Source organism: Rhizobium sp. PL01 (genome assembly GCF_033447125.1).
Lineage (GTDB): Bacteria > Pseudomonadota > Alphaproteobacteria > Rhizobiales > Rhizobiaceae > Pararhizobium.
The window spans coordinates 17948-32490 of the sequence record NZ_JAWQUM010000005.1; the positions used below are offsets into that span (position 1 = coordinate 17948).

A 14543-nucleotide genomic window follows, 5' to 3' on the forward strand; every position below is an offset into this window, starting at 1 on the left:
CTGAAGGGCGGGAAATGGAAAGACGATTGTTTCTGATGGGCCTTCTTGGCAGTGGTATCGTGGTCGCCTGCAGCAGCCGTTCCGGCACCGGAAACGTGGCCTTGCCATCGCCATCGGCGAAAGAGCAACGCGCCACGATTGCTGCTCTGAAGCCGCCAAAACGCCAGCGTCCGTTGATAGCAATTCTGGCTGACAATCGCGGCTCGGAAACCACCGACCTGATGGTTCCCTATTCGGTGCTCACCCGGTCGGGTATCGCTGACGTCACCGTCGTTGCTCCGGATGCGTCGCCGATATCCCTGATGCCAGCCTTGACCATACGGCCCCAATCAACACTGGCTGCCGTCGACAAGGCGCATCCGGATGGCGCGGATTACGTGATCGTGCCGGCCTTTCACCATGATGATCGCAAGGGGCCGATCCTTGACTGGTTGCGCAGGCAGGCAGCGTCAGGGTCGACGGTGATCGGCATCTGCGAGGGCGCAAGAGTGCTTGGCCGGGCCGGACTGCTCGATGGCAAGCGTGCGACGACGCACTGGTACGCTGCCAGCAGCCTTCGGCGTGCTCATCCGGCGATGGAGTGGGTAAGGGACCGCCGCTATGTCGCCGATCGTGGTGTCGTTACCACGACGGGCGTCAGCGCTTCCATTCCCGTGTCGCTTGCCTTGGTCGAAGCGATTGCCGGGGCAGGGGCAGCGGCCAGGCTTGCTGAGCATCTCGGTAGTGACGACCATGATGCGGCACATGACAGCAACCGGTTCGGCCTCAATGCCGGGTGGGTATCGCTGGTCGCAGGCAATAGTCTGGCCTTCTGGGGCCATGAGACGATCGGCCTGCCCGTCTCGAATGGTATCGACGATATTGCGCTGGCCCTGACGGCGGATGCCTGGTCGCGAACCTATCGCTCGAAGGCTGTGACCACGGGCGAGGAAGAGTTCGTCACCACGCGCGATGGGCTGACATTGCAGGTCGACCGCAAGGCGCAAGGGCGGCCAGTGGATTTCGCGCTGCCCGTTCTTGGGAAAAATCATCCGGCGCAAAGCCTCGATACCGCATTGTCCGGTATCGCCGCCCGTCACGGCGCGGGCACCGCACGGCTCGTTGCACTCCAGCTCGAATATTTATGGGAGGGACGCGGATGATGCTGCCAGCGTCCGTACGCTGCTGTTTGGTGTGAGGTCCACTCGGCTGGTTCCATAACTGATCGTTGGAAGCCTGCCAGGCCCCAGTATTTGATCACAGCGGGCAATTCTCAGATAGCATCAATCGGCACGGCGTTTTACGGACCGTTTACGCGCGCGTCGCCGGTTCTCCACAAGGCATTTCAATCCATGACCTTCGGCAAAGCTGCCGCCAGCGCATCAATCGCGACGCGAACCTTCAGCGGCAGATGCGGCGTGCGCAGCCAGAGCGCATAATTGTCGAAAACATGCGCCTGTTGATCCGTTAGTACTGGCACGAGTAGACCGGTCGCCACGCGCTCGCGGATTAGCCACGAGGGAAGCCATGCCACTCCCATTCCAGCTGTCGCCGCATCGGCGATGGCGTCGAGGTCATCGAGCCGCAACCGGTTGGGCGGCGTGATCTCGATTGCAGGCTGACCATTGCGTGGAAACAGCCAGGGGTGGATCCAGCCCGGTCTTGTATAGAGGATGGCCTGATGATCAGCGAGATCCTCAATCCGCAGCGGCGGCCCGTGCTTGTCGAGATAGGCCGGCGAAGCGCAGACGATCATGCAGTGGCGCGCGATGCGGCGGGCGACGATCCCCGCCTTGTCCTCAAGGTCTCCGGTGCGGATGGCGAGATCATAGCCGCCCTCCGCAAGGTCGGTGATGCGGTCCCCAAGTGACAGGTCGAGCTCCAGCATCGGATATTGTTGGGCAAGCGTCATCAGGATCGGGGTCACGCAGTGTTTGCCGAGTAGGGCCGGCATGGTGACGCGCAGTTTTCCGCGCGGCTCTGAAAATTGATCGGCCGCCAATGCATCCGCCGCTTGAGTTTCGGCAAGGATCACCCGGCAACGGTCATAATAGGCCTGGCCAAAATCCGTCAGGCTCTGGCGGCGCGTCGTCCGGTTGATCAGCCGCACGCCCAGACGATCCTCGAGAAATCGCACATGCTTGCCGACCATCGGACCGGACAGCTCCAGCGCTTCTGCCGCGGCAGCGAACGAGCCGAGGTCGGTGGCCTTGACGAACACGGCCATGCTGGTCAGGCGATCCATATTCCAAACTCCTGGTTTCGACTGTTATGCCAAGAGTGCAATTTATCGGAAAAAATGCCGGTGACATAGATCATTCAGGTCAATTCATTTGGAGTTATCGGATGTCACGTGTCGTTCGTTTTCATGAGCATGGCGGGCCGGAGGTTTTACGGATCGAGCACGTCGATGTTCCAGCCCCGGGGTGGGGAGAGGTTCAGATCCGCGTCAAAGCGCTGGGCCTCAACCGGGCGGAGACGTTGCTGCGTGCTGGCACCTATATAGAGACGCCGGTTTTGCCGTCTGGCCTCGGGCTTGAGGCGGCGGGTGTCGTTGAGGCGGTTGGAGAAGGCGTTGGCGGTTTGGCGTGCGGCGATGCTGTCAGTGTCGTGCCACCGGTATCCATGGTGCGCTGGCCTGCCTATGGCGAACTCGTTACCTATCCCGCAGGGTCTGTTGTCAGGCATCCGTCATCGCTGAGCTTCGAAGAGGCGGCAGCCGTCTGGATGCAATATCTGACAGCCTACGGCGCGTTGATTGACATTGCCAGGCTTCAGGCCGGGGATTTCGTCGTCGTAACAGCGGCGTCAAGCAGCGTCGGGCTTGCAGCCCTCCAGATTGCCAAGATGGTCGGCGCAACCCCGATCGCCGTGACGAGGACGTCCGCAAAAAGGCAGGCCTTGCTCGATATGGGCGCCGCCCATGTCGTCGCTTCGGCAGAGGAGGATCTGGAAATCCGGTTGAAAGAGATTGCTGGTCCGCAGGGCGTTCGCGTCGTGCTCGATCCCATCGGCGGCCCGATTTTCGGTCCTCTGACAGCTGCGATGTCCACGGGCGGCATTCTCATCGAATTCGGCGGGTTGAGTCCCGAGCCGACGCCGTTTCCTCTCTTCGCCGTTCTCGCAAAGACCCTGACATTGCGCGGCTATCTCGTGCACGAGATTTTGCGCGACCCGGCACGGTTGGACGCGGCCAAGGCGTTCATTCTGGAGGGGTTGGAATCCGGTTCGCTACGCCCGGTGATCGCCCGGACTTTCCCGTTCGAGCAGATCATCGAGGCGCATCGCTTTCTGGAATCGAACGAACAGTTCGGCAAGATTGTCGTCACGGTTTGAAGGATCGTCGCAGCTCCGGCCGCAACGATCCTATCGTTCAAAGCAGGAGCGATTGCTGTGCCGGTTCCGGCGGGACGAGGTTGACGCCCTCCAGCTCGAGCATGTGCACCTTGGCTGTTGCCCCGCCAGGTGCGGAAAAGCCGCCAACCTTGCCGCCAGCCGCCAGCACGCGGTGGCAGGGGATGATCAACGGCACCGGGTTTTTGGCCATCGCCTGGCCGACATCGCGCGCAGCCTTCGGGCCCGCGCCGAGTTCTTTTGCCAGCGTGCCATAGGTGGTGGTATGGCCCCAGCCGACCCGGCGGAGCGCATTGTAGATCTGCAGGAAGAATTCTTCCTGTCCGGCGAGATCGAGCGCCACGCCGGAAAAGTCGATGTTCTCGCCGTTGAAGTAGCGCCTGACGGCGGCAATGATCTCGGTCACCGCGGGTGTCGGGACGCCGGGGTCGGCACCGGGAACACGTCGCAGAATGTTGCGCTCGGTGGCTTCAGCACTTTTGGTCGGCAACTGAAACCGGGTGATGCCGATATCGTTCCAGGCAATGCCGCAATAGCCGCCGGCCGTTTCGAAAACATGATAGGTCTGTGCTCTCTCTGCCATTTTCAGCTCCCTTCTATCGCGCCGTAGCGGCGAGCGATGAATGATCCGTGTTCGTCAAGCCGCCGCTTTCAAGCGGCTGTTCTCCATCGCCAGCAGATATTGCTTGGCGTCCAGCCCGCCGGCAAAGCCGTGCAATTTTCCATCGGACCCGATGGCGCGATGGCAGGGTATCATGATCGACACCGGGTTGCGGCCGTTGGCTGCGCCCATGGCGCGATATGCCTTGGGGCTGCCGATCTGCCGGGCAATATCGGCATAGGTTCTGGTCTCACCGAAAGGGATCGTCAGCAGCGCTTCCCAAACCTTCTTCTGGAACGCGGTGCCTTCCAAATCCAGGGCTACGGTGAAATCCGTCCGCTCGCCCGAAAAATATTCACCCAGCTGCCGTTCCGTCTCAAGCAGAACGGGGTGGCTCGCATGCTCCATTCGTTTGCCGAGCCGAACGCGTTTCGGATCATCGTTCTCCCAAAGAATAGCGGACAGACCGTCTCCGCGAGCAACAAGCTCAAGCCGGCCGACAGGCGAAGGGATCATTTTGCAGACGTAAACCATGCTGTGACTGTCGCTCAGTTTTGTTGTCATCGCCACCCGTTTCTTGCATTCGCGCGTCATAGCGCACGGCGACATTCAAATGCCGGTCAATAGCCAAATTGGAACAACGGCCTGGCCGAGTTACCGCCGAAGTGTGGGAATAAATTCACAATGTTCCTGTTTTGTTCTTGATCTCTTTTCGGAGTCGCGTATACTGGCGCCATCCAAAAAGAGATGAGGTCTGCAATGCTTGGAAAAGCCGGGAATGCAGTTTTGCGCAGTGAACAGAAGTCTTTTTCATTCGGCCAAGGAGGAGGCGGGAAGGCGCTCAGGCCCCATCACAGACATGTCGATGATCGCGGAAAGAGCAACCTGTTTCTCGCTATCATGCCGGAGCGGGATGTGTCTCTAATCGCCCTTGATGCCGGCCGGGATGTTATCCGGCGTCACGGTCTGTCGGCGTATCCGCGACCCCGTGAGCTCTTGCATGTGTCTTTGAATGGGATCGGGAAATATCAGGGCTCTCCGGACGAGATCATCTTTGCTGTCGCTGCGGCGATGGCGACCGTCAAGGCCGCGCCGTTCGAAGTGGTGTTTGATCGCGTCATGCATTTCGCCAACGCCAGAGCGGTCGTGCTTGGCAATGCGGTGCGCAGCGAAGAGATGATGGATCTGCATGTTCAACTGGCAAAGGAAATGTGGGCCGTTGGACTGAACTTCACCTACAATCCGAACTTCACGCCGCATATGACGCTTCTTTACGACGAAACGCCGGTTCCCGAGCATATGCTTGCTGAGCCGGTCCAGTGGATTGCGCGTGAGTTCGTTCTTATCCGCAGTTTGGTCGGCAAGGGCGAATATGAATATGTCGATCGCTGGCCGCTCCTGGACTGACGGTAATCGGTGGTTCGGAGCCTGCAGATTGCGGGCTCCGCGTATTCTTTATTGTTCGGTATTTCCGAACGTCAGTTCCGGAGTTGAGCGGCTAGTCCGAACCCAAAACCAATGCGATGTTGGCCGCATCAGACAGCCAATCCGGCCTGTCGAAAACGCAGGAATGCCGTCATGCTTCGTTCGTTGATTGCAAGTGCCGTTATCGCTTTTGCCGCTCCTGCTCTTGCAGATGGCGTTGCGCAATATCCCGCAGAATTCGCCACAAAGGAAATCGCCACCAATGGCACGACGCTGCATGTGCGGGTTGGCGGCAAGGGGCCGGCTGTGGTTCTGCTGCATGGCTATGGCGAAACCGGCGACATGTGGGAGCCGCTCGCGGTTAATCTCGTTCGGGATCATATGGTGATTGTACCGGATCTGCGCGGCATGGGCCTCTCGGCCAAACCTGCTGAAGGATACGACAAGAAGACGCAAGGGCAAGATATTGCCGGCGTGCTGAAGGCGTTGAACGTCGAAAAGACCGATGTCGCCGCCCATGATATCGGCAACATGGTGGGTTATGCTTTCGTTGCGCAATATCCGCAGGCAGTCACCAAATTCGTCCTGATGGATGCGCCAATCCCGGGCGTTGGCCCGTGGGAGGAGATTCTCAAGCATCCGCTGCTGTGGCATTTCCGCTTTGGCGGACCGGATATGGAGCGCCTCGTCGCTGGCCGTGAACGCATCTATCTCGATCGCTTCTGGAATGAGTTCTCCGCCGATCCGAAGAAATGGGATGAAGCATCGCGCCAGCATTACGCCGCTCTCTACGCCCAACCGGGCGCGATGCACGCTGGGTTTGCCCAGTTTGCAGCCTTCGATCAGGATGTCATCGACAACAAGGAATTTTTGGCCAAGGGTAAGCTGCCCATGCCGGTCCTTGCCATCGGCGGTGAAAAATCGTTCGGCCCGACCATGGCGGTGGTTGCTCGCGCTGCCGCCGATAATGTCACCGAAGTTGTCATCCCGGCGTCCGGCCATTGGTTGATGGAAGAACAGCCGGAGCCAACAGTCGCGGCGATCCGGTCCTTCCTCGACAAGAAGTAGGGTTTTCTGCGGCCAGCACTTTTACATTTGATCGGCGCGTGGTCTGTCCACGCGCCGATTGTGTTTGGGCCGCAATTTTTGGCGTCTTGCGCGCATTCGCCCGAACCCGCATAAGCGCCTGAAATTGCAAAAGGGAGGACGTCATGGATATTTCTGAAATCGTCATCAAGGGAGATACGCCCGGTGTTGAATGGCGGCTACCGGTCATCCGGTTCAAGGGCAGCGACGACAAGGCGCCAAAAATCTATATCCAGGCAGCGCTGCATGCCAACGAGCTTCCCGGCACTGCACTGCTGCACTTCCTGTGCGAAAAGCTGCGTCAGGCGGATGCCGATGGCACAATTCTCAGCGATATCACCATAGTGCCGCAGGCCAATCCGATCGGCACGGCGCAATCGCATTTCGGGGATATGCAGGGGCGCTTCGATCTCGGCTCACGCACCAATTTTAACCGCGAGTTCCCGCTGATCCCGCTTTCCGAGCGTCAGACGCTGGTTGATGATCTCGAGCGCTATCCCGCAGTCGAGCAACTGAAGCGGCAGCTGCTGCATATGGCGCTGGGTGCCGATCTCATGCTCGATCTACATTGCGACGATGAGTCCGTGCAATATACCTATGTCGATGGAGCCTTCTGGCCTGAAGCGGCCGATCTGGCATCGGCGCTCGATATGGAAGCCGTGTTTCTCGCTGACGGCGAAAGCAGCGCTTTCGAGGAGGCTGTCGGTTATGCCTGGAAACATGCAACGGAGAAAAAAGCCAAGCAACTGCCCGGCCGCCTCGCCGTCACAGTCGAGCTTCGCGGCACGCGTGATGTCTATCCGGGTATGGCCCGTAAGGATGCCGATGGGCTCTGGCGCTTCCTCGCTGCGCGCGGCGCCGTTAGCAGCAATGTCACTCCTCTTGAGCCGTACAAGGGACGGGTGACGCCGTTGGATAACATCGAGATGATCCGCGCGCCACAGGCCGGCGCCGTACTGTTCCATCGTGACATTGGCGATACTGTCGCGGCCGGTGATCTGCTGGCGACGATCATTACCGCTCCAGGCATGGAAGGCGGTGCGATCGATATCCACGCACCCCAGGCAGGCCTTGTCGCAACGCGCACCTCGCAGCGTTTCGCCCGCCGCCGGGACAACCTGATGAAAATCGCCTGCGACGAACGCACGAAGGCAGTCCGCAAGCCGGGTGCGCTGGAGGCCTGATCTACGGTTATCGCCCTCACGCCGCGTGCGGTGAAAATCCGGCGGCGTGAGCCTGGGGCGTGAATTAGAGTGGACAATCGCCGCACTGCTGGCGGTTGTCATATTCCCTTTATGAACTTGCGTTCTTTAGCCGCCAGCCAAACCGGGCCTTGCCCGGCGTAGGCACGCTGGAGGGAACGCATGCCCATCTATGATCTCGCCGTTGCCGGCGCCGGTATCGTTGGTCTCGCCCATGCGTATGCGGCGGCGAAACGCGGTAAAAGAGTTGTCGTCATCGACCGCGATGCGCAGGCCAATGGCGCCTCGGTCCGCAATTTCGGGTTTGTCACCGTCACCGGTCAGGGCGCCGGTGATTGCTGGACCATGGCGCGGCGGGCACGCGATATCTGGACGGAAACGGTTGATAAGGCCGGTATCGCTGTCGTCCAGCGCGGTATGGTGCTGGCCTCACGGTTCGACGAGTCCGAGGCGGTGATCGATGCTTTCCTGCGCACGGAGATGGCGGAGGGCTGCATCAAGATCACGGTGCGCGAGGCCCAGGAATATGTGTCTTGCCTGCGCACGGACGCCGCCCGTGCCTCGCTCTATAGCCCGCACGAAATTCGTGTCGAATCCCGAACCGCAATCCCGCTGCTTGCCCGGTTTCTCGAAGAGCAGCTTGGCATCACATTTCTGCGCAACACGACGGTTACCTCTGTCGAGCCGCCGCGCGTCGAAACGGCGGATGGCGTGATCGAGGCCGAGGCGGTGGTCGTTTGCCCCGGAGATGATTTCACTGGCCTTTTTGCAGAGCGTATTGCTGCCTATAATGTTACCCGCTGCAAGCTGCAGATGCTGCGCGTGCGGCCGCAGCAGCCGGTCCATTTCAAGACTGCCGTCATGTCCGATCTCGGGCTCGGCCGTTATCTCGGTTATGCTGCCGTGCCGGAGGCCGAACCGCTGAAAAAGCGCCTCGATACGGAACTGAAGTCAGAACGGGACAACGGTATCCATCTGATCGTCACCCAGTCGGCCGATGGCTCACTGATCGTCGGGGATAGCCATCATTATTCCACGACGCCCGATCCCTTTGCCGCCGATGCGGTCGATGACTTGATCCTCGGGGAGTTCGACAGGGTGCTCGATCTACCGGGCCGCGTGATTGCCGAGCGCTGGCTCGGAACCTATGCATCCTCGCCGGATCGCTGGCGTTTTACCGACAAACCGTCCGACAGCGTCCGCCTCGTCGTCGTCACCGCCGGATGCGGCGCTTCGACGGCGTTCGGCATCGGCGAAGAAACCATCAATGACCTCTATGGGAGTGCCGCATGAGCAAGTTCAAGGCCGTTATATTCGATTGGGCCGGCACCGTCATCGATTTCGGCTCCTTCGCGCCGATGGGTGCCTTTGTCGAAACCTTTGCCAAATTTGGCGTCCATGTGACCATTGCCGATGCGCGCAAGCCGATGGGCCTGCCGAAGCGCGCGCATATCAGCGCCATGTTGTCCGAGCCGCATATTGCCGCGCGCTGGACCGCAGCGCAGGGTGTAGCACCGGACGAAAGTGCCATCGACAAGGTCTATGATCTCTTCGTGCCTCTGAACGAAGAGGTGGTTAGCGACTACTGCACTCTGGTTCCCGGCACGTTGGAAACGGTCGCCTATCTGCGGGCCAAGGGCATCAAGATCGGCTCGACCACCGGCTATACCCGTTCGATCATGGAACGGGTCCTGCCGCTCGCGGCCGAGCAGGGGTATGCGCCTGAAAACCTGATCTGCGCCGACGACCTGCCGCTCGGCCGCCCGACGCCAATTGGGATGTACAAATGTTTCCTCGACCTGATGGTTTATCCGGCCGGCGCGGTCATCAAGGTCGATGATACCGAGCCGGGCATTGCCGAAGGCGTGGCCGCCGGTTGCATCACGGTTGGCCTGACGCTTTCGGGCAACGAGGCCGGCCTGACGCGGGACGAACTGGCAGCACTGTCTCCAAACGAACGCGCGGCGTTGCATGAAAAGGTCGGTGCCAAGCTCAAGGCCGCCGGTGCCGATCACATCATCGAAACCGTCGCCGACCTGCCGCAACTGATCGACATGCTGGAGCGCTGATCCGGCCGGATCGGCATATTCTCAGCCCGATGTCTTCATGCTATCCCGATCCTTGGAAAAAAGGGATTGAGCATGAGCGTGACTGTCTACGGCATCAAGAATTGCGACACGATAAAGAAGGCGCGGACCTGGCTGGAAAGCCAGGGCATCGCCTATGATTTCCACGACTACAAGGCCTCCGGCATTTCTCGCGAAGCGCTTGAGCGCTGGACGGCTGCTCTTGGTTGGGAAACGGTTCTGAACCGTGCCGGTACGACGTTTCGCGCGCTTCCAGATGCGGACAAGCAGGACCTCGACGCAGACAAGGCGATCGCCCTGATGCTTGCCCAGCCGTCGATGATCAAACGCCCGATGCTCGACCATGATGGCAAACTGACTGCCGGCTTCAAGCCGGAAATCTACGGCGGCCTTTTTCAGGGGTAGACCATGTCGAAGAGCACCCGTGCCACGCTTGCGCTGACAAAGGCTGGAGCGGCCTTCACGGTTCATACGTATGACTACGATCCCTCTGCCGACCGGATCGGTATGGCGGCGGCCGAGGCGCTGGGTGAAGAGCCTTGCCGCGTGCTGAAGACGTTGATGGCGGAGGTCGATGGAAAACCGGTCTGTGTCGTCGTGCCGTCCGATCGCGAGGTCAGCATGAAGAGGCTGGCGGCTGCCTTTCATGGCAAATCGGCCAATATGATGAAGCCGGCCGAGGCCGAGCGGCTGACCGGCTATCATGTCGGCGGCATCAGCCCGTTCGGCCAGAAGAAACCGGTGCCGACGGCGATCGAGGAGGCTGCTCTTGCCGAGCCGCTGGTCTATATCAATGGCGGCCAGCGCGGCTTGCAGGTGCGGCTCGCCCCCGAGGATGCGCGCAAAGCGCTGAACGCGGTCGCTGCACCCCTGATTGCCTGAGGGAAACACAATGTCCGAGATGACTGAGACGCTTTCGATCCTTGAACCCTATCCCGGCATCTTCGCCTATTATGACGGGCGTGTTGAGGGCAAGCGGTTGCATGCCGAAGGCCCGAACTGGCTGGACGATGGCGCTTATTCGCTCGGCGTTGCCTCCTATGCCATCGTCGATGGTGACGAGGCGCTGGTCTATGATACCCATATCTCCTTGGCACATGCGGCTGCGATCCGCGCGCATCTCGAAAGCCTTGGCGTCCGCATGATCCGCGTCGTGCTCAGCCACTGGCACAAGGATCATATTGCCGGCAACGCCGTCTTTGCCGATTGCGAGATCATCGCCCTCGCTCTGACGGCGCAGAAGCTGCAGGAGAACTGCGACAGGATCGAAGCGGCCAACCCGCCGATATCGCCGCTGATTATGCCGACACGGCTGTTTGATCAAAAACTCGAGCTCACTGTCGGTCAGCGCCGCGTCGAACTGCATCATTTCGCGATCCACAGTGCGGACGGCAATGTCATCTGGTTGCCGGACGAGAAGCTGCTCCTGGCCGGCGATACCCTGGAAGATACCGTCACCTACATTGCCGAGCCCAGGCAGATCGCCACGCATATTGGTGAACTCTCGCGCCTGCGGACCTGGCCGATTGAAAAGATCCTGCCGAGCCACGGCGATCGGGTCCGGATTGCCGAAGGCGGATATGCGCCGTCGCTGGTCGATGCGAACCTGCGCTATCTGGAGCGTCTGTCAGCCGCGATTGCGCAAGGAGAGACTGTGCTCCCATCGCTGAGGGATTTCGCCGCTACCGACATCGCATCGGGCGCCATCCTCTATTTCCCGCCCTATGAGGACGTTCACCAGAGCAATGTCGCAGCCGTTACCGCTGCGCTGCGATGATGAGCGCTGTCACGCAAATGCACCTTCAATTTCGCCGCAAAGCGCACTAAGTCTGTCGCTTGATGTAAATTCAGCAGACAGGCACACCATGACACATCCCGCCCATCAAGCCGTCGATCCCGTCAAACTGGACAAGCTCGCCGAAGTCGCCATCAAGGTTGGGCTTCGATTGGAGCGCGGGCAGGATCTCCTGATCACAGCGCCGATCGCCGCGCTGCCGCTGGTGCGGCTGATCACCAAGCATGCCTATATTGCCGGCGCCGGACTGGTGACGACGTTCTATTCCGACGAGGAAACGACGCTCGCCCGCTACGCCCACGCCCCCGACGAGAGCTTCGACAAGGCGAGCGGCTGGCTTTACGATGGCATGTCCAAGGCTTTCGGCGGCAACACGGCGCGTCTGGCGATTTCCGGCGATAACCCGATGATGCTTGCCGCGCAGGATCCGTCCAAGGTGGCGCGTGCCAACAAGGCGATGTCGATGGCCTACAAGCCGGCGCTCGAAAAGATTTCCAATTTCGACATCAACTGGAATATCGTCTCCTATCCCAACCCAGCCTGGGCCAGGCAGATGTTCCCGCACGACGCCGAAGACGTCGCCATCGAAAAGCTTGCCAACGCGATCTTTGCTGCCTCCCGCGTCGATGTTGCCGATCCGATCGCCGCCTGGGCCGAGCATAATGCCAATCTGGCCAAGCGTTCGTCGTGGCTGAACGGTGAGCGTTTTTCCGCCCTGCATTTCACCGGCCCGGGCACCGATCTGACAGTCGGGCTCGCCGATGGTCACGAATGGCATGGCGGCGCCTCGACGGCGAAGAATGGTATAACCTGCAATCCGAATATCCCGACCGAGGAAGTCTTCACGACGCCGCATGCGCTGCGTGTCGAGGGCCATGTGTCGAGCACCAAGCCGCTGTCACATCAGGGCACGCTGATCGACAATATCCGGGTCCGCTTCGAAGGCGGCCGGATCGTCGAGGCGAAGGCCATCAAGGGCGAAGAGGTGCTGAACAAGGTACTGGATACGGACGAGGGCGCCCGGCGGCTCGGCGAAGTGGCGCTGGTGCCGCATTCCTCGCCGATCTCGGCCAGCGGCGTGCTGTTCTACAACACGCTGTTCGATGAAAACGCCTCCTGCCATATCGCGCTCGGCCAGTGCTATTCGAAGTGCTTCCTCGATGGCGCATCGCTCAGCCAGGAACAGATCACGGCGCAGGGCGGCAATTCCAGCCTGATCCACATCGACTGGATGATCGGTTCCGGCGAAGTCGATATCGACGGTGTTCGCCCTGATGGCGCCAAGGTTCCGGTGATGCGCAAGGGCGAGTGGGCTTGACGACGCTCGGCGTCATCGGCGGAACCGGCTGGTTGGGCGGAGCTTTGCTTCGCCCGGCGCTTGCCAAGGGTTTCGTTGATCCCGCCGATCTCATCCTGTCGTCGCGCAGCGGCAAGACGGCAGGTTTCGAGGGCTGGCCGGGCATCCGGTTCGTCACTGACAATGTAATGCTGGCGGCCCAGTCGGATATCGTCATTCTGTCGGTGCGGCCGGAAGACCTTGATACGCTGGATCTTGATCTGTCGGGCAAGCTGGTCATCTCGGTCATGGCCCGGGTTTCCGCTGCGGCGCTTCTCGCCCGCTTCAAAAGCAGGCGCATCATTCGCGCTATGCCGAATGCCTGCGCCGAACAGGGACTGTCCTTCACCCCCTGGCTCTCGACACCGGACGCAACCGATGCAGATGCGGACTTCGCCGATAGCTTCTTTGCCTGTTCTGGTAAGACGACCAGATTGTCCACGGAAAGCGAACTGGATTATTTCACCGCCCTGACCGGTTCCGGTCCCGCTTTCATCGCCGCCTTTGCTGATACGATGATCCGCGATGCCATTGAAAACGGTGTCGCCCCGGATATTGCGGATGCGGCTGTCCGCCAGCTCTTTCTCGGTGCTGGAACTTGGTTGGCCGGTGCTTCGGAAACACCGGCCGATACCGTTCGGATCTTCACCGAATATGGTGGAACCACCGCCGCCGGCCTGACGGCGATGCTGTCAGCCGATATCGCAGGGCCAATCTCCAAGGGGCTTGCGGCTGCGAAGGATAAGGCCGCTAGGGGCTGACGGTTTTCGCGGTGACCGGCGCTGCAGGACGTAGCGCCATCTGAGCCCGCTGCCCGAGCCATACGCTGACCAGCACGGCGGCCATACCGATAATCTGCAGCGGCGTCAGGTTCTGGTTCAGCACGCCCCACCCGAGCAGGGTTGCAACCAGTGGGCTGAGGAACCCGAGCGAGGCGACGGCCGCCGGTTCAAGCTTGGACAGGCCGCGAAACCACAACAGATAGGTGAAGGCTGCACCGATCAGTCCAAGCCAGGCCATGCCGAGCACATTGGCCATGGTCGGCATCGGCAGGGCCGGTTCGAGCAGCAGAGCCACCGGCAGCAGCAACAGGCCGCCTGCGGTCAGTTGCCACGCCGTAAAGGTCAAGCTCGACACAGGCGGTGCCCAGTGGCGTGTCAAAACGGTGCCAAACGCCATGGACACTGCGCCGGCTAGCCCGGCAAGGATGCCGATCGGATCGAGCGCTGCTCCGGGCGTCAGAACCAGCAGGCTGACACCGGCCATACCGACAATGCCCGCCACGATGGCCTGCGTCTTGATCGGCGTGCCGATCAGCATACGTGCCAGCATGACGACGATCAGCGGCTGGATGGCGCCGACGGTCGCGGCGACGCCACCGGGCAGGCGGTAGGCCGAGACGAACAGCATCGCCCAGAAGAACGAGAAGTTGAGCGCACCGAGAATGAAGCTGCGCGCCCACCAGATGCCGTGCGGCAGTTGCCGGACAATCAGCAGCAAGATGAGACCCGCCGGCAGGGCGCGCAGCATCGCGACGGTTAGGGGATAGCCATGCGGCAGGAATTCGGTGGTGACCACATAGGTGCTGCCCCAGATGGCGGGGGCGATGGCGGTCAGGCCGATGTCGGTGAGGGAAGCGGATTTTATCTTCATTTGAAGTATCTCGAGTTCAAGATAA

General features: G+C 60.6%; 16 protein-coding genes. 12 read left to right on the forward strand and 4 right to left on the reverse strand.

Features of this window, described 5'->3' with window-relative positions; translation table 11 throughout:
- The first annotated feature begins 14 nt into the window (after positions 1-14).
- The gene (locus R6X40_RS13255; RefSeq protein WP_318414256.1) at positions 15-1142 is read left to right on the forward strand and encodes a DJ-1/PfpI family protein; all 1128 of its coding nucleotides are present in this window, start codon (positions 15-17) and stop codon (positions 1140-1142) included.
- Between the two features lie 182 nt (positions 1143-1324).
- Here the strand turns inward: R6X40_RS13255 and R6X40_RS13260 are convergent, their stop codons facing one another.
- Positions 1325-2224 (reverse strand): LysR family transcriptional regulator, encoded by a 900-nt coding sequence (locus R6X40_RS13260; RefSeq protein WP_318414257.1) that lies wholly within the window; start codon positions 2222-2224, stop codon positions 1325-1327.
- 101 nt (positions 2225-2325) lie between these two features.
- On the opposite strand from R6X40_RS13260, the gene R6X40_RS13265 reads away from it, so the two are divergent.
- Positions 2326-3315, forward strand: coding sequence for a zinc-dependent alcohol dehydrogenase family protein (locus tag R6X40_RS13265; RefSeq protein WP_318414259.1), 990 nt, complete (start codon positions 2326-2328; stop codon positions 3313-3315).
- A gap of 37 nt (positions 3316-3352) precedes the next feature.
- Here R6X40_RS13265 and R6X40_RS13270 read toward each other — a convergent pair whose 3' ends face one another.
- Both R6X40_RS13270 and R6X40_RS13275 read right to left on the reverse strand, forming a co-directional pair.
- The gene (locus tag R6X40_RS13270; protein WP_318414260.1) at positions 3353-3916 is read right to left on the reverse strand and encodes a methylated-DNA--[protein]-cysteine S-methyltransferase; all 564 of its coding nucleotides are present in this window, start codon (positions 3914-3916) and stop codon (positions 3353-3355) included.
- A 54-nt stretch (positions 3917-3970) separates the two neighbouring features.
- Positions 3971-4498: a methylated-DNA--[protein]-cysteine S-methyltransferase gene (locus R6X40_RS13275; protein WP_318414261.1), complete on the reverse strand. Its 528-nt coding sequence runs from the start codon at positions 4496-4498 to the stop codon at positions 3971-3973.
- Positions 4499-4849: 351 nt separating this feature from the next.
- Between R6X40_RS13275 and R6X40_RS13280 the strand changes: the two genes are divergently transcribed.
- The 10 genes from R6X40_RS13280 to R6X40_RS13325 all read left to right on the forward strand — a co-directional run bounded on the left by R6X40_RS13280 (position 4850) and on the right by R6X40_RS13325 (position 13626).
- Positions 4850-5341, forward strand: coding sequence for a 2'-5' RNA ligase family protein (locus R6X40_RS13280; protein WP_318414262.1), 492 nt, complete (start codon positions 4850-4852; stop codon positions 5339-5341).
- 171 nt (positions 5342-5512) lie between these two features.
- The gene (locus tag R6X40_RS13285; protein ID WP_318414264.1) at positions 5513-6427 is read left to right on the forward strand and encodes an alpha/beta hydrolase; all 915 of its coding nucleotides are present in this window, start codon (positions 5513-5515) and stop codon (positions 6425-6427) included.
- 143 nt (positions 6428-6570) lie between these two features.
- Positions 6571-7629, forward strand: coding sequence for a succinylglutamate desuccinylase/aspartoacylase family protein (locus tag R6X40_RS13290; protein WP_318414265.1), 1059 nt, complete (start codon positions 6571-6573; stop codon positions 7627-7629).
- Positions 7630-7809: 180 nt separating this feature from the next.
- A complete protein-coding gene (locus tag R6X40_RS13295) occupies positions 7810-8940 on the forward strand; it encodes a TIGR03364 family FAD-dependent oxidoreductase (RefSeq protein ID WP_318414266.1) in 1131 nt (376 codons plus the stop codon).
- A complete protein-coding gene (gene phnX, locus R6X40_RS13300) occupies positions 8937-9716 on the forward strand; it encodes a phosphonoacetaldehyde hydrolase (RefSeq protein ID WP_318414268.1) in 780 nt (259 codons plus the stop codon). The genes R6X40_RS13295 and phnX overlap by 4 nt, the downstream gene beginning before the upstream one ends.
- A gap of 72 nt (positions 9717-9788) precedes the next feature.
- Positions 9789-10139: an ArsC family reductase gene (locus R6X40_RS13305; protein WP_318414270.1), complete on the forward strand. Its 351-nt coding sequence runs from the start codon at positions 9789-9791 to the stop codon at positions 10137-10139.
- A 3-nt stretch (positions 10140-10142) separates the two neighbouring features.
- Positions 10143-10616 carry a Cys-tRNA(Pro) deacylase gene (gene ybaK, locus R6X40_RS13310; RefSeq protein ID WP_318414271.1) on the forward strand — a complete coding sequence of 158 codons (474 nt, stop codon included), beginning with the start codon at positions 10143-10145 and terminating at the stop codon, positions 10614-10616.
- 10 nt (positions 10617-10626) lie between these two features.
- Positions 10627-11511, forward strand: a complete 885-nt coding sequence (locus R6X40_RS13315) for an MBL fold metallo-hydrolase (RefSeq protein ID WP_318414273.1) — start codon at positions 10627-10629, stop codon at positions 11509-11511.
- An 88-nt stretch (positions 11512-11599) separates the two neighbouring features.
- The gene (locus R6X40_RS13320) at positions 11600-12847 is read left to right on the forward strand and encodes an aminopeptidase (protein WP_318414274.1); all 1248 of its coding nucleotides are present in this window, start codon (positions 11600-11602) and stop codon (positions 12845-12847) included.
- Complete coding sequence (locus R6X40_RS13325) at positions 12844-13626, forward strand: pyrroline-5-carboxylate reductase family protein (RefSeq protein ID WP_318414275.1); 783 nt, start codon at positions 12844-12846, stop codon at positions 13624-13626. Before R6X40_RS13320 ends, R6X40_RS13325 begins: the two co-directional genes overlap by 4 nt.
- Here the strand turns inward: R6X40_RS13325 and R6X40_RS13330 are convergent.
- Positions 13616-14518, reverse strand: coding sequence for an EamA family transporter (locus R6X40_RS13330; protein WP_318414277.1), 903 nt, complete (start codon positions 14516-14518; stop codon positions 13616-13618). The genes R6X40_RS13325 and R6X40_RS13330 overlap by 11 nt on opposite strands.
- Between the last annotated feature and the right edge of the window lie 25 nt (positions 14519-14543).